The sequence below is a fragment of the Methyloceanibacter sp. genome (assembly GCF_035650995.1).
Classification (GTDB): Bacteria; Pseudomonadota; Alphaproteobacteria; order Rhizobiales; family Methyloligellaceae; genus Methyloceanibacter.
In genome coordinates, this window is record NZ_DASRGO010000064.1 from 1 (window position 1) to 19276 (window position 19276).

The 19276-nt window shown below is 64.0% G+C and carries 20 protein-coding genes; 6 read left to right on the forward strand and 14 right to left on the reverse strand.

The features are described from left to right. Positions 1 to 416 precede the first annotated feature (416 nt). Both VFB18_RS05405 and VFB18_RS05410 read right to left on the reverse strand, forming a co-directional pair. Positions 417 to 1499 (reverse strand): Rad52/Rad22 family DNA repair protein, encoded by a 1083-nt coding sequence (locus VFB18_RS05405; protein ID WP_324971909.1) that lies wholly within the window; start codon positions 1497 to 1499, stop codon positions 417 to 419. After that, on the reverse strand, positions 1499 to 2005 hold the full coding sequence (locus VFB18_RS05410) for a siphovirus Gp157 family protein (protein WP_324971912.1): 507 nt from the start codon (positions 2003 to 2005) through the stop codon (positions 1499 to 1501). The genes VFB18_RS05405 and VFB18_RS05410 overlap by 1 nt, the downstream gene beginning before the upstream one ends. Before the next feature lie 71 nt (positions 2006 to 2076). On the opposite strand from VFB18_RS05410, the gene VFB18_RS05415 reads away from it, so the two are divergent. Beyond that, complete coding sequence (locus tag VFB18_RS05415) at positions 2077 to 2343, forward strand: helix-turn-helix transcriptional regulator (protein ID WP_324971916.1); 267 nt, start codon at positions 2077 to 2079, stop codon at positions 2341 to 2343. A 114-nt stretch (positions 2344 to 2457) separates the two neighbouring features. Here the strand turns inward: VFB18_RS05415 and VFB18_RS05420 are convergent, their stop codons facing one another. From VFB18_RS05420 to VFB18_RS05445, 6 genes are all read right to left on the reverse strand, one after another. Beyond that, on the reverse strand, positions 2458 to 2859 hold the full coding sequence (locus VFB18_RS05420; protein ID WP_324971919.1) for a type II toxin-antitoxin system VapC family toxin: 402 nt from the start codon (positions 2857 to 2859) through the stop codon (positions 2458 to 2460). Continuing rightward, positions 2856 to 3125: a type II toxin-antitoxin system prevent-host-death family antitoxin gene (locus VFB18_RS05425; RefSeq protein WP_324971923.1), complete on the reverse strand. Its 270-nt coding sequence runs from the start codon at positions 3123 to 3125 to the stop codon at positions 2856 to 2858. Before VFB18_RS05425 ends, VFB18_RS05420 begins: the two co-directional genes overlap by 4 nt. A 95-nt stretch (positions 3126 to 3220) precedes the next feature. Continuing rightward, on the reverse strand, positions 3221 to 3493 hold the full coding sequence (locus tag VFB18_RS05430; RefSeq protein WP_324971926.1) for an HGGxSTG domain-containing protein: 273 nt from the start codon (positions 3491 to 3493) through the stop codon (positions 3221 to 3223). A 5-nt stretch (positions 3494 to 3498) separates the two neighbouring features. Beyond that, positions 3499 to 4059 carry a hypothetical protein gene (locus VFB18_RS05435; RefSeq protein WP_324971928.1) on the reverse strand — a complete coding sequence of 187 codons (561 nt, stop codon included), beginning with the start codon at positions 4057 to 4059 and terminating at the stop codon, positions 3499 to 3501. Between the two features lie 128 nt (positions 4060 to 4187). Continuing rightward, complete coding sequence (locus VFB18_RS05440; protein WP_324971931.1) at positions 4188 to 4829, reverse strand: hypothetical protein; 642 nt, start codon at positions 4827 to 4829, stop codon at positions 4188 to 4190. 332 nt (positions 4830 to 5161) lie between these two features. Continuing rightward, a complete protein-coding gene (locus tag VFB18_RS05445) occupies positions 5162 to 6445 on the reverse strand; it encodes a nucleotide sugar dehydrogenase (RefSeq protein WP_324971934.1) in 1284 nt (427 codons plus the stop codon). Between the two features lie 261 nt (positions 6446 to 6706). On the opposite strand from VFB18_RS05445, the gene VFB18_RS05450 reads away from it, so the two are divergent. The 4 genes from VFB18_RS05450 to VFB18_RS05465 all read left to right on the forward strand — a co-directional run bounded on the left by VFB18_RS05450 (position 6707) and on the right by VFB18_RS05465 (position 12839). Beyond that, complete coding sequence (locus VFB18_RS05450; protein WP_324971938.1) at positions 6707 to 8941, forward strand: DUF6600 domain-containing protein; 2235 nt, start codon at positions 6707 to 6709, stop codon at positions 8939 to 8941. Positions 8942 to 9027: 86 nt separating this feature from the next. Next, complete coding sequence (gene ald, locus VFB18_RS05455; RefSeq protein WP_324971940.1) at positions 9028 to 10146, forward strand: alanine dehydrogenase; 1119 nt, start codon at positions 9028 to 9030, stop codon at positions 10144 to 10146. An 86-nt stretch (positions 10147 to 10232) separates the two neighbouring features. Continuing rightward, positions 10233 to 10541, forward strand: coding sequence for a hypothetical protein (locus tag VFB18_RS05460; RefSeq protein WP_324971943.1), 309 nt, complete (start codon positions 10233 to 10235; stop codon positions 10539 to 10541). 162 nt (positions 10542 to 10703) lie between these two features. After that, positions 10704 to 12839 carry an AsmA family protein gene (locus tag VFB18_RS05465; RefSeq protein ID WP_324971946.1) on the forward strand — a complete coding sequence of 712 codons (2136 nt, stop codon included), beginning with the start codon at positions 10704 to 10706 and terminating at the stop codon, positions 12837 to 12839. Between the two features lie 87 nt (positions 12840 to 12926). Here the strand turns inward: VFB18_RS05465 and VFB18_RS05470 are convergent, their stop codons facing one another. The 3 genes from VFB18_RS05470 to VFB18_RS05480 form a co-directional block, all read right to left on the reverse strand. Beyond that, positions 12927 to 13097 (reverse strand): hypothetical protein, encoded by a 171-nt coding sequence (locus VFB18_RS05470; RefSeq protein ID WP_324971949.1) that lies wholly within the window; start codon positions 13095 to 13097, stop codon positions 12927 to 12929. A gap of 58 nt (positions 13098 to 13155) precedes the next feature. Next, positions 13156 to 13596 carry a hypothetical protein gene (locus VFB18_RS05475; RefSeq protein ID WP_324971953.1) on the reverse strand — a complete coding sequence of 147 codons (441 nt, stop codon included), beginning with the start codon at positions 13594 to 13596 and terminating at the stop codon, positions 13156 to 13158. A gap of 110 nt (positions 13597 to 13706) precedes the next feature. Continuing rightward, positions 13707 to 14912, reverse strand: a complete 1206-nt coding sequence (locus VFB18_RS05480; RefSeq protein WP_324971956.1) for an NADase-type glycan-binding domain-containing protein — start codon at positions 14910 to 14912, stop codon at positions 13707 to 13709. A 281-nt stretch (positions 14913 to 15193) separates the two neighbouring features. Between VFB18_RS05480 and VFB18_RS05485 the strand changes: the two genes are divergently transcribed. Further along, positions 15194 to 15961, forward strand: coding sequence for an SDR family oxidoreductase (locus VFB18_RS05485; RefSeq protein ID WP_324971959.1), 768 nt, complete (start codon positions 15194 to 15196; stop codon positions 15959 to 15961). 32 nt (positions 15962 to 15993) lie between these two features. Here VFB18_RS05485 and VFB18_RS05490 read toward each other — a convergent pair whose 3' ends face one another. From VFB18_RS05490 to VFB18_RS05500, 3 genes are all read right to left on the reverse strand, one after another. Next, positions 15994 to 17238, reverse strand: a complete 1245-nt coding sequence (locus VFB18_RS05490) for an FAD-dependent oxidoreductase (protein WP_324971962.1) — start codon at positions 17236 to 17238, stop codon at positions 15994 to 15996. Between the two features lie 44 nt (positions 17239 to 17282). Continuing rightward, positions 17283 to 17711: a diol dehydratase small subunit gene (locus VFB18_RS05495; protein ID WP_324971965.1), complete on the reverse strand. Its 429-nt coding sequence runs from the start codon at positions 17709 to 17711 to the stop codon at positions 17283 to 17285. Further along, a partial coding sequence (locus tag VFB18_RS05500; RefSeq protein WP_324971967.1) for a propanediol/glycerol family dehydratase large subunit occupies positions 17708 to 19276 on the reverse strand: 1569 nt, incomplete at its 5' end. The genes VFB18_RS05500 and VFB18_RS05495, both read right to left, overlap by 4 nt.

The window sequence follows — 19276 nt, forward strand, 5'->3', positions numbered from 1 at the left end:
TTCTTACCTGAGCGAGACCAAGAATCGATACGCTTCGGACGATCGCGCGCGAAGCTCTTTCAAAGCTGTCACCGCCGTGTGTCGTTAGAGTAAACGGCACTTCTCGCGCCTTCGACGGCAACTTATGCAATAGGGGGGCGCGCGCTTGCGACAGTGGTCGCGGACAATGCGGAACTGCCGCGCGCCGCATCGTGATCTCTATGGGATCGCTTTCATTAGCGTCGCCCATGTCGTGCAGGTGATACGGTGCAGACCCCGAGATTAGCGGGGCGAGGGCGGATTTCCCTGACTTGGGCATGTCGGCTTTCAAAGCGTGGCTATAGGAACACCAAGATCCTGGGTGGCGATAAAACTACTTCGCTCTAGACGTGACATAACTTGTCGATCCTTCCTCGACGGGGCTTGGGCCTCGCCAATCAATTGGCCCCGGTCACCCCGCCGCTGCCAAGTCCCTTGCGATTGAGCTCTCTAAACTCTTGCCAGAGCCGTTGCGCGATCGAGAGCGGCTCGATCTTGTGGTCCTGCCACCACTTCAATTCGTCGCCGGTCGTGTGATTTTCTGAGTGGTGGGTCGCGCAAAGCGGCACCGTGAACTCATCACTTACTTTGAGGGCAAGACCTTTGGGCTGCGCGAACCGGAGGTGATGAGCATGGGCAGGAGTGCGGCCGCAGACGAGGCAGGGTTGGCTCGCCACGTAACGCAGATGTTCCTTCGAGCGAAAGCGCTTCGGCTCGCCAATGGCAAGCACGCTCTTGTCGATCTTCGCTCCGCCTGAGGCATCGCTTCCGTCAGTAAAGGTCTCGGGACTTTTGGCATGTGACCGGGCGCAAGCCTTGAAATGCTCGACGAGGTCCTTCGCCAGATGGGGCCCGCTCTTGCCGGAACGGTGCAGGCTCCGCACCGCGGCGACATTGCGCTCCCATAACGCGAATAGCCGCTCGATGTCGGGGGCCTGGGTGAGCTCGCTCTTGAGGGCGTGGGCAAAATCGCTCGGCGATGCGAATGTCTTTTCCGCCCCTGCATAGAGCGTCCAGGACGTGACCTCCCCGCCTTGCGGCGCGCGCCGCCGAACGCCGCTTTGCTCCGCATCATAGAGTGCAAGCCCGAAGGGGTTGCCAAAGGTGGTGAGCGCCCGCTTGGTGGCATCGGTCTCGGCTGACTTCAGGGCGATGTCGTGGGCTTGGCCGACAGTCGGGGCAGTTCCTTCGCCGGTTCCCGAGCCGTCGCGGGTGATAGTGATGTCGCCGGCGCGCACGCGGATGCGCACTTTGGCGACATAGACGGCCTGGAACCGCGAGCCGCCATTGCTCGCCCAAACGCATCGCGCGCTAAGCGTGCGTCGATCCCAAGCATCATAGCCGAAGATGCGATTAGCCTCGGCGATGGCGTGCCAACCCTCCACGTAATGGAGCGTGGTCCCGTCGACCTTTCGGGTCTTGACATGTTTCTCATCGAGCTTCGCCTTGAGCTGGCGTGTCTGGGTATCGGTGAACGCCATCACTTAGTCCTCACACTGAGTACGAGCTTCGGGTTGGAAAGTTGCGCCCCCGGAATTGCCCCGCCACGTTTGAGGTCGCTCAAAAGGGCTTGGCGGTCGAGCTTGGGCGGCTGCCGTATCCAATAGGCCACCGGGATCGCCTCTTCCGAGACGATAATTACGCCGGGCAGCCCGGCGCGGGTGAAGGCGGTAAAGTCGGGCTGCTCCAGCCGCTTGAGACCCGACTCGGCCAGCGCCTCAAGCGCGAGCTCCCGCTTCTTGGCGCTCCGGGCTTCGAGCCGCTCGAGGCGCCGGCGCATCTCCTCCAAACGTGTGCGCAAGCCCGTTTGCAGCGCTTCGTCGACTAGCGCCGAGCGGATCACCGCGGCTATCATCTCGTGGAGGTCGGTGATTCCCTCGAGGGTGTCCCGAAGCGTCTCGTCATCCGCCTCTGGGTACTCAGAGAGGAGCCGTTGTTTGAGGAGCTGGTACTTGGCAGTTTCAAGGCTCAACGATGGCCCGGCCATGCAGATTACCTTTTATGGTCTGTTATGGTCTAAAATAGACCATTTAAGACCAAAAAAGTCAAGCGCGAAGAATGATTAACGCTGCGCAGATCAGGGCGGCCCGGGCCCTGTTGGATTTGAGCCAGGCTCAGGCATCCGAATTGGCAGCGGTAAGCGCAACGACCATAAAACGGCTTGAGGCCACCGAAGATATTCGTGGATCTGCCGAGGTTCTCTGGAAACTCCAAACGGCGCTCGAAGGGGCGGGCGTGGAGTTCATCCCGGCGGATGAGACGAAGGGCCCCGGGGTACGGCTCAAGCACGCCGGCGCCAAGCCCAACAAAGGCGGTAAGCGATAGCAAGGACGAGCTCAGGCCCAGTTCTTCAATGCGCCGGGAGGGATGGTTCTGCGCGACGGCTTTCCGCCGTCGGGGACCGGGCCCTTCGGGCAGCCCCCCGTCCGGTCTTAGAATTCACGGAACTCTTCGCGGCGTTGGTGCAACTAAGGGATGGTCAAGGAGAGCGCGATCCATCGTCACCAGTTTCAGATTTTCGACCTGACATTGCGCGAGAAGCATCCGGTCAAATGGATCGCGGGTCACAGGCTCGGGTTCGGGGCTGGCGAGCGCGTGATGCTCGTTGATGGCAATGATCTTGATGCCGAGCCCAATCAACAACTCAGGCAGGGAGGTCAAGCTTGGTGTCAGCTTGAGCTTCCCCAAGCGCCATTTGATCGCGGTCTCCCAAAGGCTCGCCGCACTCAGATGGTGCTCGTTTTCCGGATCCTGAAGCAGCGCCGCAACGTTGGCCGGCAAGTCGGCCGTACCGCGCTCGATCAAGGCAAGTAGCACGTGAGTGTCGAGCAGCAGCCTCATTGCTTGGGCGACAGCGGTCGGAGCAGGAAATCCTCCGGCAGCGGCTCGTCGAAATCGTCGGCGATGTAGGCTACAATGGTCTCGATCGCATGCCTCTGTTTGAATTCATCGATGGCCTCGAGGCGGAGGCCCGTGGGACGCTGGTGGGGCACCAAATCGAAGACCGGACGTCCATTGCGGGTCACGATGATCGTCTCGCCCTGCTCGACCTCGCGGGCAAGTTGGAGCAGGCGATTTTTGGCGTCACGGATCGACACGGTTTTCATCGGGCGGTATGTAGCCACATGTGGCTATTTCGTCAAGGCGCCCAATGTTGGATGGGTTGTTAATAGAGTTTGTCGGCAATCTCTCACCTTGACCCCTATCGGCCCAACTCGCGGAGCAATTTCTGCGCTTGGCGCATCAGCTCGCGCAACCGGCCTCGTCGCTCACGCGCCTCTTTGGTGTAGGTGCCGTGCTTTAGTGCATTCTTGTTTCCTGGTGGCGCCCCTGATCCGTACGCCCCGCCGTGCATCCGGCAGCGCTCTCGTCCCGAGACAGCCGGTGCACGACAGGGGTTTCCCGACCGCGTTTTGGCACCGCAGCGTGGACTCGCAAGCATGGGCGCGGTGTTACGCTTATGGCTTGCCAACATTCGCGTCAGCCTCTCTTTCTTCCGACTTTTTCTTTCGGAGCCTCTGCGGGCTCCTTGTTGTTGGGCGGCGCTTCGGTGTCTTGGCCCGATTTGCGCGAGACGACCGTGCCGACGATGGCCTGAGCGCCGGATTCGACCTTGACCTGGCCCACGTTCACATTGGCCGGACGATTGCCGCGTACGCGTTCGAGCGCCTCGATGAGTTGGGTTACGACCGCCGCGCCCTTGAGGGCGTGACGGAGGTTGACATCGCGATGCTGTATTTCGTGAGGCGGAATGCGGGCGGCTAGCGACAAGCACTCGTGAGTCGCATTGGAGACACCGACGATAAGGCCCGACAATACCGATTCAAGAGCGCTTTTCGGACCCAGGGCCTGGTAGAGGTCGTGCGAGCCCTTAGTTGCCGCTTCGCGCACTGCATCCTCCTTCATGTATTGATACGGTGCCGTGAGCACGCAATGCGCTGCCGCGAGGGCGCTACGGTTTGCAGCGTCAAAGGTGGGCGCTTTTGGTTTTGCGGGCGTCGAGGTCTTCTGCTTTGTAGGTAGGTTCTTCTGTTTCATCATGATCGTGATCCTTTACGCAAAATGGTTCGTAGTGAACCTCTACGGAGGATTACGACGACTTCCGAACGTGAGGGAAAAGTTGGCTCGCGACTTAAATTTTGGCGAAGATGTGGCGCCGCAAGACGCGCTCAACGAGCCAGGCGGCCGGAACGTGGCCGGCGCATCCCGCAATTCGACAGCGCAGTCGCGATGGTTTTGTGAGACAAGTTTTTCAGCGTCGGGTCCTGCTTGGCGATGTACCAGGCGATCTTTTTTAGCGAGGGAAGATTCAAGCCGTAGAGCTTGGCGTAATCGAGGGTTCGCAGGTCCGGGGATGGGGGCTCATAACAGAACTCAAAACCATCGATGATATCGCGCTGGCGATAGCAGTGGTCTTCGGCGCCGATGAGCTTGATCGTCCAGTAAACGATGCGCTTTTGAATCTCCGTCAGCTTTCGGCAGATCGGGGTCGGGACGACATTGACGGCCTGAAGCCGGGTCCCGTCCGTGAGTTCGACGATGATATTATCATCCACCCAGGCGCGATCGAGATGGGAGACCTCGAATTCCTCGAGACCGCCACCGATCCGCCTCCCGGTGAACGACGCCGATGACGGGAGCGCCACAGCGCAGCCCCGCTCACCATCGCGCGGCTCAGCAACAACCAGTACGAGGGACCTCACCACCCCGCTCGGCAGCCTGAGGGGGAAAGTTCGAATTTGCGCCAGGGAAAACGGGCCAAAGCGCCCAGCCGCGCGAAGGGCGGCGACCGCATCGGCGACCGATCGCATTGAAGCGCGACCATTAATTGTGTCGCTCGGGCCCGGGACGTCGTAGTCAACCACGGAAGCGGTTCGGGATTTACGCAACGAAATCAACTGGGTGCTTATCGCACTGGACCGGCGGCGACGCAAGCGGGCGCTCTGAGGTCGGCAATTAACCTTGACCGTCCTTCCTTGGCGGCGGTGGGGCGACCTGGCGAGGCGTGCTCGAGCTGGAATCGGGGCGTCCTACTTTGCATGGGGTTGTTTTACCGAAAATGCATTGCGGGCTTCGAAACCCTACCCGCCCTACTCCACCGATGATGGCGAGCGGCTCGCGCCCAACCGCCTCGCCCGCAACGTCAAATCCGGGCGTGGCTCGCCGACGGGGGCAGGATGCCCTTGAGGTCGTAGATGAGGCCGCCCGGAGCGAGCAAAGCCTTGATGCCCGCCTCGCCGAGCCTCGCGATCGGATCGTGCTTGACGGCAAGGATCACGGCGTCAAACGGCCCCTTAGGCAGCTCGTTCACGATGTCGAGGCCGTATTCGTGCTTGGCGAGCGCGCGGTCGGCCATGGGGTCGTAAATCACGACTTCGGACGCGAAATCGCGCAGCGTGCGCACGAGATCGACCACCTTGGTATTGCGCGTGTCGGGCACGTTCTCCTTGAAGGTGAACCCCATCACCAGCACGCGAGCGCGGTCAATCGACTGCTTGCGCTTCAACATGGTCTTGATCACATCGTTGGCGACGAAGGCGGCCATGCCGTCGTTGATGCGGCGCCCGGCCAGGATCATCTGCGGATGGAAGCCGATCTCCTCGGCCTTGTGCGTGAGATAATAGGGATCGACGCCGATGCAGTGGCCGCCGACCAGGCCGGGGCGGAAGGGCTGGAAGTTCCACTTGGTGCCGGCGGCTTCGAGCACTTCACGTGTCTCCAGCCCGAGCTCCTTGAACAGCATGGCGAGCTCGTTGATGAGCGCGATGTTCACGTCGCGCTGGATGTTCTCGATCACCTTGGCGGCCTCGGCGACGCGAATCGAGCTTGCGCGGTGGGTGCCGGCGGTGATCACCTTGGCGTAGACGGCGTTGACGAGATCGGCCGCCTCCGGCGTGGAGCCCGAAGTGACCTTGACGATATCCGGGAGGCGATGGGTTTTGTCGCCGGGGTTGATGCGCTCGGGCGAGTAGCCGGCAAAGAAATCGCGATTGAAGACGAGGCCCGACTCCTTCTCGAGCTCGGGCACGCAGACCTCCTCGGTGGCGCCGGGATAGACGGTCGATTCGTAGACCACGACGTCGCCGGGGGAGAGCACCTTGCCGACGGTGCGGCTCGCGGCGACGAGCGCCCCGAGGTCCGGCCGCTTCGCTCGATCAACGGGCGTCGGCACCGTGACGATGTAGAAGTTCGCTGCGCGCAGGCGTTCGGCATCGGCCGAGTAGGTGAGATGCTTGGCCGCCGCGAACTCCTCGTCGGTTACCTCGCGCGTGCGATCGAGCCCTCGCGCAAGCTCGTCGACGCGGGTGGCATCGATATCGAAGCCGACCACCGGGAAATGGCGCGCGAGATAGACGGCGAGCGGCATGCCGACATAGCCGAGGCCGATAATGCCAACTCGAATGTCGGCCAACTCTGGCGGTTTCATCGTGTGATGGTGGTTGAAGGTAAGTTGCGGGGCTGAACAGACGGCTTGGACTTTGCGTTAAGCAGACGGCGGCTTGAAACCCCGCTTGTTAGCCTTTGGCGCGGGCCAAGTCCAGACGGAGGCAAAAGCCTAGAAAAGCACAGCTTTTGGACACGATCGGGTGGCAGGGTGTAAACACGGGAAATTGGAATCATGAGTTTTGCCTCGATAGGGCCAAGCCGCGCTAGGGCCGCGGTTTCATTGTTTGCATTTGCGCTCCTGGTGGCGTCCCCGCCATCCGCGGTGGCCGCTCCGCCACGCCCCAACGGCTATCCCATTACCAACGTCAATCTCCGCGCCGGGCCGGGCACCGATTATCCGGTAATCGTGACTGTGCCCAATCGCGCGTGGATCGCGATCCTCGGCTGCCTCGCTGACTATGGCTGGTGCGATGTCTTCTTCGAGGGTAACCGCGGCTGGATGCGTTCGATCTATCTCGCCGGCTGGTATCAGGGCTACTACTACCCCTTGCGCGATTACGCGCCGCAGCTCGGCTTTCCCGTCGTCACCTTCGACGTCGGCACCTATTGGGATGCTTATTATCGTAATCGGCCGTTCTATGCCGAACGCGCGCGCTGGGTTGCCCCGCGGCAGGAGGGATGGATCGACCGTGGCGTCTTCTACGACCGGCTTGCGCCCTATGGGCAATGGACGTGGCTCGAAGGGCAATACGTCTTCGTGCCGGGCGATACCGATCGCTCTTGGCGGCCCTACTCCAACGGCCGCTGGGTGTATACCGACCGCTACGGCTGGATGTGGGCCTCAAACGAGCCGTTCGGCTGGGCGACCTACCATTACGGCCGCTGGGGGTTCTCGAAGCGCATCGGCTGGTTCTGGGTGCCGGGAAGCCGCTGGGCACCGGCCTGGGTGTCATGGCGTCAGTCCGACGATTATCTCGCCTGGGCGCCGCTGCCCCCGTCCTACGACGAAGGCGTGAGCATCGATGTCTCGGTGGGCGACGTGCCCTCGTATTACTGGCAGGCGGTGCCCTCCGATCAGTTCCTGGCGCAAGACTTGCCGCGCAGGATCGTGCGCGACCCGGCGCGGATCAGGCCTGTGCTCGAGCGGACGCAGCCGCTTGGAAACGTCGTCGTCAGCAACACCACGGTCGTCAACAACGTGGTCAATCTGCAATTCGTCGAACAGAAGACGAAAGAGAAGGTCGTCGTGCACAAGGTCGAAGAGACCAATGACGCCGCTCAATCGGGCAAGGTCCAGGGCGCATCGGTCGAGGTCTTCCAGCCCAAGCCCGATCAAAAGCCTGCTGTCGCGGCGCCGCCCAAGCCGAAGAAGATCGAGGAGGTCGCCGCCGAGAGCAAGACGAAGGACCAGGCGGGCGGGGGGCCTGCGACGGATACAATGCTGCTCCCGCCCGAGATCAAGACGCCGGAGGCCACCCAAGCCACGCCTCCGGCCCCACCGCCTCCGGCTAAGGAGACAAAGCCCGCTGCCGAGCAGGCAGCACCACCACCCCCTCCACCGCCAGCGAAGGAAGCCGCCCCGGCCGGCGAGACCGCAGTACCTCCGTCGGGCAAGGAAGGAGCACCGGCCGCGGGCGAGCAGGGAACGCCCCCGCCCGGCGCGGGGGAGACAACAACGGCGCCCAAGGCGAATGGGGAGGAGATAAAGGGCAAGGAAGAAGAAAAGGAAAAAACCTTATCGCCGCCTCCTGCCGAGGGAACGCCGCCGCCAGCCGGGGAAGCTGCGCCGCCGCCCCCGGCGGGAGAAGAGGCTACGCCAAAGCCTCACAAGAAAGCTGCGCCGACAGAGGAAGCCGCGCCGCCACCGCCAGCGGGAGAGGAGGTGCCGCCGCCGCCGGGTGAGGAGGGTGCGCCAAAGCTTCAGAAGAAGAAGGTTGCACCACCGGCAGAGGAAGCCGCCCCGCCGCCGGCCGCAGAGGAGCCGCCACCGCCGCCCCCGGCAGGCGAAGAGGTTGTGCCGAAGGCGAAGAAGAAGGTTGTCCCTTCCGGCGAAGAGACCCTGCCGCCGCCAGCGGAGGAGACCGCACCGCACCCTAAGAAAAAGGTCGCGCCACCCCCTGAGGAGGGAACTCCGCTGCCACCGCCTGGCGAAGGGGCAACACCGCCTCCGCCCCCCTCTGCGGGTGAGGTGCCCCCGCCACCTCCAGCGGAGGGCCTTGCCCGCAAGAACCACAAGAAGGTTGCGCCAGCCGGTGAGGGCGCTCCGCCGCCACCGGCCGACGAGGGATCAGGGCCGCCTCCGCCTGACGGAGAGCAAACGCTCAAGCACAAGAAGGGGAGGCCGCCTGCGGAGGAAACGGCTCCTCCGCCAGCACCTCCGTCCGAGGAAGGCGCGCCGCCGCCGCAGGCGAATAAGGATGCTCCGCGACCCATGCTGGGTGAAGCAGGGCCCCTCAAGAAGCCTCATAAGCAAGCGCCCTGTCCGGATGGAAGTCCGCGCCTCGGCAACGGAGAGTGCGCGCCGCCGCAGCAATAGAGCCGCACGCCGCTCGGCGGACGCCTCTCAAGCAACGGTGAGAGCCATGCTATAGGCATGGGTCTCACCTTGCTGGGGAGGGCGTCATGATCGTCGGGGTTCCCAAAGAATCGAAGGACCACGAATATCGCGTCAGCGTCATTCCCGCGACGGCGGCCGAACTCGTGCGCCGCGGCCACCGGGTTCTGGTCCAGAGGGGAGCGGGGATAGGTGCCGGACTTGCCGATGCCGCCTATGAAGAAGCGGGCGCCGAGCTTCTGGACGGCGCCGATCGGGTGTTCGAGCGCGCCGAGTTGATCGTCAAGGTCAAGGAGCCGCTGGTGCACGAGCGCAAGAAGCTCAAGCGCGGACAGACGCTTCTCACCTACCTGCACCTCGCCGCCGACCCTAAGCAGGCCGAAGATCTGATCGCCACCGGCGTCACCGCGATCGCTTACGAAACGGTGACGGGCCCGGGCGGGACGCTGCCGCTTCTCGTGCCGATGTCGGAAGTGGCGGGCCGCATGGCGCCGCAAGTCGGGGCCCATTGCCTCGAGAAGGTGACCGGAGGGCGCGGGGTGTTGCTCGGCGGCGTGCCGGGCGTGCCTCCGGGAGACGTCCTCATCCTCGGCAGCGGGACAGTCGCGACCAACGCCGCTCTGATCGCGATCGGGCTCGGCGCCGACGTGATCATGGCGGGAGAGAACATGGAACAGCTTCGCCAGGCCGGTGCGCGCTTCGGTTCGCGGCTCCGCACCGTGTTCTCGGCCAGGCAGACGGTCGAAACCTTGTGCCGCCGCGCCGATCTCGTCATTGGCGCGGTGCTCGTGCCGGGCGCCGCCGCGCCCAAGCTCGTCTCGGCGGAAACGGTGAAGGCGATGAAGCCCGGGTCGGTGATCGTCGACGTCTCGATCGATCAAGGCGGGATGGCCGAGACCTCGCGCCCGACCACGCATTCTCATCCGACCTATGTCGTCGACGAGGTGGTGCACTACTGCGTTACCAACATGCCGGGAGCGGTGGCGCGCACCTCGACCTTCGCGCTCAGCAACGTGACGGCGCCTTGGGTGCTGATCATCGCCGACAAGGGCGCGGCACGCGCGCTATGGGCTTATCCCCATCTCCGCGACGGCCTCAATATCCACGACGGCATGGTGACGCATAAGGCCGTGGCGGAGGCGCTTCGCCTTCCCTATGTGCCGGCGAGCGAAGCGCTGAAGGCCTGATCGCGAAGCTGTGAGCGCCCACCCATATCCCCGCCTGCCATTCTCTGCTAGGGTCCCGCGCAAACGCATCGTCAAAGGAGGCGGCCATGCGTATGATCATTCCAAGTCTTGCTGCCGTTGGGCTGCTCGCGATTGCGGCGTCCACGCCGGCGGAAGCGCGCATCCAATGCCAGGGCAATTTCCAGGTTGGCCCCTACGGCCTGATCGCCACCCCCTATTGCGAGGAGGAGCAGATCGCACGCGTCGCGCAGGCTTACGGTTGGAAGGTCACTGCGACAGAGATCCATCGCGATCCATTGAAGAAGGTCTATGTTTGTCAGGTGCTTGGCTACGACAACAGGCTCAAAGGCTCCTGTGCCGGCTATGGACCTGAGAACTACGCGCCCGGCCGTTGACCCAATTCCACTCAGCTGAAGGAAAGAGCCCTCGTAGCAAGGCGGCGGAAGACCGCGGGCAAAGGCCGAAAGATCACGCGGCTTTATCTCTTCTTTTAGGAATTGGTGCGTATTCGTTAACCAACGCGAGCTCCCGCTTGTCGTTCTGCGTTGGAGGGTCGGATGCGGCTCACGCTCATTGGCCTTGCGATCATCGCCGTCCTCGGCGCGATTGCCTTCTTTATCGGTCCGCTGCTCATTTCGCCCGACGACGTGCGTGACAAGATCCTTGCGCAGGTCGAGTCGGTGACCGGCTATCGACTGAGAGTGGACGGTCCGGTGCATCTCTCGGCGTTCCCCTCGCTCGACCTGGTGGCGGAGGACGTGGGTGTCGCTCAGGCCTCATCGGGGGGCGCCGCGGAGATCGCGACGGCGAAGAGGCTCAAGTTCGATCTCGCGCTGAGAGAGCTTCTCGGCGGCAAGATCAAGATCACCGAGATCACCTTGATCAACCCGATCATCACGGTGCCGCAAACGAAGCCGGGCGGCAAAGGCGCAGGCGAGGGCTCGGAGAGCCAAGGCTCGACCTCTCTGCGCAGTCTCAGCCTCGACAAGCTTGCGATCGAGAACGGCACGATCGTTTTGCCGCCGTCCGGCAACAAGCCGGGCAAGAAGATCACGGCGCTCGATTTTGAAGCCTCGCTTCCCTCGATGGCCGATCCCTCGGTGTTCGATGCCGAGGCCGTGCTCGACGGGCAGAGGCTTCACGTCGCGGGCAAAATCGCGAGTCTTGGCGCGCTGCTCGACGGTACGCCGACGCCGCTCTCCCTCTCAGGGGAAGCGCCTGGCTATGTCGCCAAGGGGTTCGCGTTTGATGGGACGGCGACCTACAGCGGCAAGACGATCGCGATCAAGTCGATGACCGCGAAGATTGGCGACGCCGCGCTCGCGGGCTCGGTGTCGGCGGACCTTTCCGGCGAGATACCCTCGGTTACGGCTTCGCTTGCCGCCCAGACCCTCGATCTCGACGCGCTGCTCGGAAGGCAGGACGGCGCCTCGACCGCGTCCGCTTCGGGCGGAAACGGAGGCGATTCGGGTTGGAGCGACCAAAAGATCGATTTCTCGGCGCTTCGCTCCGTCAATGCGCGGCTCGCACTATCGGCGCAGCGTTTCGTCTATCAGCAGATCAAGGCGGGGCCGGTCACCATTCAGGCGACGATCGCCGGCGGCAAGCTCAGCGCACAGGTGCCGACGCTCAAGCTCTATGACGGCGCGGGCTCGGCTGCTCTTGCCGTCGATGCGAGCGGCAAGGTTCCCGCAGCGGCCATCCGTGTTTCGCTCGCCAATCTCGATGGTTATTCGTTCCTCAAGGAGACGGCATCGTTCGAAAACATCGATGGCACGGCTGCGATCGCGCTCGACCTGACTATGATCGGTGCCAGCCAGAAGGCGATGGTCGAGACGCTGTCCGGTACAGCGAAGATAGAATTTACCGACGGCGCAATCCACGGCATCAACATCGCCAAAGCGGTCCGCAACCTCTCGACCGGCATTCTCTCGGGCTGGCAGGAGAGCGCGGCGGAGAAGACCGATTTCGCGGCGCTCGGCGCAAGCTTCAAGATCGCCAAGGGCCAGGCCCAGACCACCGACCTGCACCTTCAGGGCCCGCTCGTGCGCATGACGGGCGCCGGCACCGTCGATCTTCCGGCCAAGGCGCTCAAGCTCCGCGTCGAGCCGCTGGTCGTGGCGAGCCTCGAAGGGCAGGGCGGCAAGGCCGACCTCGCCGGGCTCGGCGTGCCGGTCATCGTCGCCGGCCCCTGGGCCAAGCCCTCGATCTATCCCGATATCGAAGGCATCCTGCAGAACCCGCAGGCGGCCTACGAGCAGCTCAACAAGCTCTCCGGCGGACTGGCGGGGCTGAAAGGCGGGGCGCTCGGCGAAACGGGAAGCATCGCCGGCGGGATCATTCAGAACGGCAAACTCGACAAGAACGCGCTGCAGCAGGGCGCGATCATGGGCCTTGGCGCGCTTATTGGTGGCGAACAGCAAGGGGCCGGCGGACAGGCGCCTGCGGCGCTGGCTCCCGATCGGCCAGCCGAGCAGACACAAGCCGACGACCAGCAGCCGGCGGCGGCTCAAGAGCAGAAGCCGAAAGCGAAGGCGAAACAGCAGGGCACCGCGAACGATGACGCCATCTCGGCCGCGAAGAAGAACAAGAAGAAGGCTGCGGCCAATTCTCAGTCCGAGCTGCAGCAGGACCCCGCTCTCGCGCCGGAGGCGGCCGCGCGCCAGCTGATGCAGAACTTTTTCGGCAACTAAGGCTGGCGTGAACGATTTGTTTTCCTCTTCGCGCTAGCGTCGCGGCCTTTCTGGCCGACGCCTTTCCCGCAAGCCGATGCCATGACCCTAGTCGCAGAGCGGCAGCCTCGCCGCGACCACGTCTTCGAGCCTCGCCGGAAGAGCGCCGTCTGGCGCTTCCTCAAGCGCCATCAGCTTGTCGAGCTCATCCTTATCGTCGGAGGCATTTGCCTCGCCTGGCTCGGCGTGATGATCGGCAGCGGCCAGCTTTAGTCCCACTCCAAGCGCCATCCTTGCCCTGGTATGCGGGCCAAAAGCGCGCGTTGCGGAGTCCGTGCTACTTCAGGCCGATTACCAATCCGCTCACATCGGCATTGGCGAGCAGACCGATCTGCCGACCGGACAACCTGAGCACGGCGCCCTTGTCATTCTTCAGCACGATTACGCGTGCACCGACGCCGATGGCCACGCCCGCGCCCGCAGCTCCGTAGACGCCCGCAACGTCAGAGGGCCGGCTGATATTGGTCACGGTGCCATAGAGCCTTGTCTCCGAGCCGCCGAAGACGAGACCTGCGCTCACCCCGCCGACCGACAGCGGGTAGCGGCGCCCGTGGAAGAGGAGCGTACCTCCGCCGGCCGAGCCGCCGATGAACCAGCCTCCCTTAAGCTCCCAAAGCCAGATTTGCCCGGAATCGGCCTTGGCGACCGGCGCAAGGCTCACGCTCGCCAGGGCGAGCAGGGCTACGAAAGCAGCTCGAAATCCAGACGCAAATCGCATGGCTAAGTCCCCCCAATAGCAATCGCACGATCAAAAGCCGTGCTGGAAGTCTACCCCAACAGGATGGCTTCGGCACGTCAAACTCGCGACGCAAAGAATGGGTCGTCCAGTCATTCCGTGTCGACACTGATCTCGTTGATGGCGGTGTCGGCGTATTTCGAGCCGGGATAGACCGAGCGGATGACGAGCTCGACCCATTTGGCTTCTATCGGCTGGCTCAGCGCAAGGTGTTGCGGGCCCGGCTGGTCGCTCAACGTCGCCGCGACGCTCGCGCCCGAGGAGAAGCGAAGCTCGACGTCCTTCACCCGGCTGTTCTTGGCAAAGAGGTCGGCCGACTTGTCGTAGCCGTTGCGGATGGTGAGCCCGCGGACCGTGCGCGGCGCGTCGAATTCGAGCACGACGAATTCGCCGAGACCCTGGCCGTTGCTTCCTTCCACCCATGCCGTCTTGTCGTCGCCGTCAACGAGATTGCGCGGTCCGTAGGTGTTGCCTTGGGCCGGAGCAAGCGCGGAGCTTGTGCACAGAGTCGTATCGCCCGAGCGGCTGCAATCTTCATTGGGAGCGTGTGGAGGCGGGAGATCGGAGGGAGCGGCCGTGGGCGTTACGAGCCTCTGCTCGGCCGGTGCCGATCCCGGTGCAGGAGGGGCGGCGGCGGACGCGGGTTGGGGAGCCTGGGCAGGCTTGAGCTCGCTTGCCAAGGGGGCCGACGCGGGAGGCGGCTGGCTCTCCGGCGTCTTACGGTACGTGTCCCAGAGAAATGCGCCGATCAGTCCGCCGAGCAACACGGCGATTCCCAAAAGCGCGGGTCTGATCCATCCGCGCGAGCGTGCGGGCGGGGCGGGCCGAGGTGCACTGTCGGCTGGGACGCCCCCGTGCCCCTCTTCCCCAGCGAGCAGATGCGCCAAGCGGTCGATCTCGGAGCCGTCACCGGAGAAGGCGTCGATCCACTGCGTGCTCGAAACGAACAGCTCGAGCGCGGACGACGGCTCTACATCCTCGACGCGGATGGGAAAGACCGATTTCCTCTTGCTGACCGCACGCTCGACCTCGCGCGCAACGAAAGGCGACTCGTTACTCGCTTTCGAGAGGACGAGGATGAAGCAGCGCGACTTCTCGATACCGCGGATGATCTCGTCGCCGTAACTTTGGCCGGGCCTTACGTCGCGCGGCGCGATCCAGCATTTGAGGCCCCGCTCCTCCAGCGAGGCCGCAATCTCCTGCGCGCGCTTTTGGTCGGCTCTGGCATGGCTGATAAAGGCGACAAAGCCCTGAGCGTTGCCGGGCTGCCGTTCCGCAAGGGAAGACTGCTTGTCCACGCGCCGATCGTCCTAACGTCCCACCTGACCGCAAGCATAGCAGGAGCCTGGTAAAAGGCATATTCGCCGGGAGGCGCGGCAAAATGGGGGTCTGATGAAAAGTGGATTATGTGCAGGCTGGAACTTCACTTGACGCCAAAACTGTAGTGACCCCGAATTAGGGGGCAAGAAGGGTCCGCTGCATCGACACGCCCCATACCCTTCCCGCAGTGGACGAGGATGCTTCGCTTGCTATTTTCCCGTCTCTATAATCGGGGTCTTTGAGGGAGGATGACTCGACCATGCCCGGCAGATTGGCAGGAAAAATCGCGTTGATCTCGGGAGGCGCCACCGGCATGGGAGGCGCGTCGTCGAAGCTGTTCGCGGCCGAAGGGGCGAAGGTCGGCATCGTCGACCGCAACGAAGAGGCGGGTCGCGCCGTGGTGGCGGAGATCGAGAAAGCGGGCGGCACGGCGATGTTCGCCTATGCCGACGTGGCGAAGGAGGGGGATGTCAACGCAGCGGTCGCCGCGATCACGGCGGCGTTCGGCGCGCCCAATGTGCTCTTCAATCACGCCGGCTCGATCATCATCAAGCCGTTCCTCGAGACGACGCTCGCCGAATGGGAATGGCTGATGGCCGTCAACGTCACCAGCATGTTCCTGATGACCAAAGCCGTGCTGCCGGGAATGATCGCGGCTGGCGGAGGGTCGATCGTGTGCACGTCGTCGATCTCGGCCATTGCTGCTACGCCGATGGAGGTCGTGTACAACACCTCCAAGGGCGCCTGCCACATGTTCGCGCGCTCGATCGCCGTCGAGTATCGTGACAAGAACATCCGCTGCAACGCCGTCTGTCCGGGGTTCGTGCGCACGCCGCATGGTCTGCGCGAGGTCGCCGCGCTTAACAAGCTCGGCGTCGACATGTCGGATGCCGCACTTGCCGTTCAGCAGGGCCGCATCTGCGAGCCGGAGGAGGTGGCGCGCGCGGCGCTGTTTCTGGCGAGCGACGAGGCGAGCTTCGTCAACGGCGCACATCTCTTCGTCGACAACTGCTTTACTGCCGTGTGACCTTCTGCAGTCGGCAGGCCAAGTCCAGATACTCAGAAGCGCCGCAGGTCGAAAGCGGAGATATCGAGCCTCGGCTCGCGGCCGGCAACGAGGTCGGAGACCAGCTCCCCGGTCACCGGCGCGAGGGTGAGGCCGATGTGCTGGTGCCCCACGGCATAGAAAACCGAGCTGCGTTCAAGCCTCCCGATGCCCGGGAGGTAATCGGGAAGCACCGGGCGCGGCCCCATCCAGCCCGGGCCGCTGTCGCCGCAATCGTAGCCGAGGGCACTTAGGCGCTTGCGCAATAGCGCCGGCTTTCGCGGATCGGGTGGAGCGTCACGTCCGGCAAACTCCATGAAACTCGTGGCGCGCAAGCGCCCGTCCATCGGCGTGACGTAGATGCGCGCGTCGGCATAAAGGATCGGCTTGTCGCTGAGTGGCCGATGATCCTTCAGCTCGACGTGATAGCCGCGCGCACTTTCCATCGGCACGCGCAAGCCGAGCGGCTCGAGCAGGTTCGCGGCCCACGCACCAGTACACACGACGGCTGCGGCGACGGTCACCGTCTTGGCGTCGGTGTGCAAGACGACCCGTCCCCCGAGCGGCTCGATGGCCCGGACCTCGGCGCGTTCGAAAGCCGCGCTTCGCTGCAAGGCGGCGCCGGCGAAGCTTTGCACGACCTTAAGAGGATCGACCACGTGTGCGGTGCCGGGGAACCACAATCCCGCAACCTGCGTCTCTTCGCGACGTCCCATCCGTTGACGGGCGATGGCCTGCAAAATGTCGTTGGGGGCCGCTTCCGTCCGAATTCCTAAGCGTTCCATGGCAAGCGCGTCCGCTGCCGCCCGCTTGTTGGAGCGCGGGCCGAACCAGACTTGAAGGTGACCATTCCGTCGCAGCAACTCAGGCCGGCCAATTTCGGCAAGCCAATGCGCCATGCGCTCAACGGCAGGCTTAACCAGCGGCGCCAAGTGATGCGTATTCCGCTCACGATGCCGCGCCGCGCTTGCGAATCGCAACGCCCAGGGGAGGAACTGGAGCGCCCGGTGCGGCGGAATGTCGAGCGCGCCGCCGAAGGCCGACAGCTCGCGCCAGAAGCCGAACAAGAGACTCCAGGACGGCAAGGGCTCGAGCAGTTCGGTTGCGATATGCCCGGCATTGCCGAAGCTCGCTCCTCCGGTCCCAGGCTCGGCGCGGTCGAGGAGCAATACGGTTCTGCCTTCGCGGGCGAAAGCATAGGCGACGGCCGAGCCGATCACGCCGGCGCCGATCACCGCCACAGTGTCATCGCGTGACATCTACTGACCATGCCGTTGGGAGGTGAGGTCTGGTAGCGGCGGGGTCAAAATCGCTTCTTGAAGAGGCCGCGCCGCTCGTAAACCTCGGCGGCCTCCTCCACGAACGCCGCCATGCGCTCTGCGCCATGCTGCTCGCGCAGCTCTCTCGCCGCCGCAAGAAGCTCCTTCGGCGATTGGGCGCGGCCGGGACGCAACAACTCGTAAATACGCATAATCGTGTCCTGCGGCACATCGACGAGCTCGGCGGCGCGTTCGAAGTTCGCCGCCAGAGTGCTGCGTCCCGCGCTCTCTGCGATCTCGGCCTGCTGGCGCAGCGCGGCAGACGTGATGCGCAGGTCCTCGAGCGTGACACGGTCCTCGAGCAGGGCTTCGAGCGTGATCTCGTCGAGCTGCTTGCCTTGCTTCCCGCGCACGATTTCCGGGCGCTTCTCCGCCAGCGGATAGTCGGCGACCGACAGATGCTCCTTGCTCATGCGGCGCCCTCCAGGAAGGTGACCTCGATGTCCTCGGGGGCGGTGCCCTCGGACGTCATTTCGGTTTCGATGGCGTAGATCAAGGCCACGCGGGCGTGATAGCGCGACCCCATGGCCTCGCCTCGGGTCGGCACGACAACCGGCTCGGGCATTTGTCCCAGCGCGTAAGCTGCGGCGTTCGCTCCCATCCGCCGGTAGTGCTCGAGCCTGGTAATCGGGGAGTTCGAGAACAACTCGAGATTGTTGTGCGGCAGGCGGTCCTTCTGGTGGATGACCGCTGTGCCCTTGGCTTGAATGCCGATGCCGACGCCGGAGCCCGCGAGACGAGCGGCGCTGAGGCCGAGGAACGACGTGTCGGCCGTATGTCTCATGCGCACGACTCGAGCCTTCGCGCCCCCTTCTGTGATGCCGCCGATCAATTCGCGCAGGATCGCCGACAAAGGGTGGCCGGCGACGGTCTGGAACAGCTTGATGCCGAAGGCGGGGCTTACCCCGATCACGACCTCACGCGGATCGCTGCCTGGGGCGGCAGGGCCCATGGTGCGGTAGGCGATGCGCTTCGCCTCCGCAGCCTTGTGGACGCCCTCGGCTCGAAGCACCTCCTCGCGCGTGAGCACGTCGCGGATCGCCACGATCTCCTCGCGGCGGGCATCGCTGACGCGGTATCCGGTCCCCGGCCCCAGATAGTCGTTGGGATCGTTGATGGCGCTAAGCACGCGGCCGTCGCGGACCACCGCAGAGGTCTGGAGATAATCCCCGGAGACGCGCAAGCGCACGAGCTTCAAGAGATTCTCCGCCTCCTCGGTGAAGCCGCGCTTGGCGAGCGCCTTGATCACATCGACGACGGTGATGCCCCGCTCCTTGATGCTCTCGCTGATCAGTGCGACGTCGCGGGGCAAATAGCTGCGGGTTTCGTCCGACCCCGACGCGGCGACGACGCTCATCTTCATGTCCTCGGTGGGTCGTCCGAGGCCAAGTTCCTCGAGCACGGCGCTGATCGCTTCGACTGCGCGCGTCCGCAGCGCAAGGACGCGTGTCTCCTCGACGGGCGTGAGGCCGCCGTCGGCTTCGAAATCGCGCTGGAGCACGAGGTAGTCCTCGAGCTCCTCGCCGTTCAGAAGCGAGGCGTTGAACGAATTGTCGTATTTCAGAATCGAGCCGAAGCCCGAGCAGATGAGATCCGAGCCGGCGATGAGGAAGGGCATGATCTTGGCTCCGACGCGGATCTCGGATTCGGTCGCGCGCGCATCGTTGCCCGAGGCGCATTCGAGATCAAGCCAGACAGCGATCAGATTCTCCGCCATCAGCTCGCGCATTCCGCCGGGGACGGTACAGGTGATGGGCGCACCATCGATGCCGCCGTTCTGCGTGCCCTGGACGCCCATGGCGCGCTGGAGGCAGAGGCAGCGGGCCTCGAGATAGAGCAGCGATTTCTTTTCGTGGAAGCCCATGAGCAGTTCCGACCCGGCGCCGGACGTGCAGCGCATCTTGATGCCGCGCGAGGCATAGGCGGCGGCGAGAAAGGCCTTCGACCATGGCGTGTCGTCGCCGTCGATGAAGCTCTT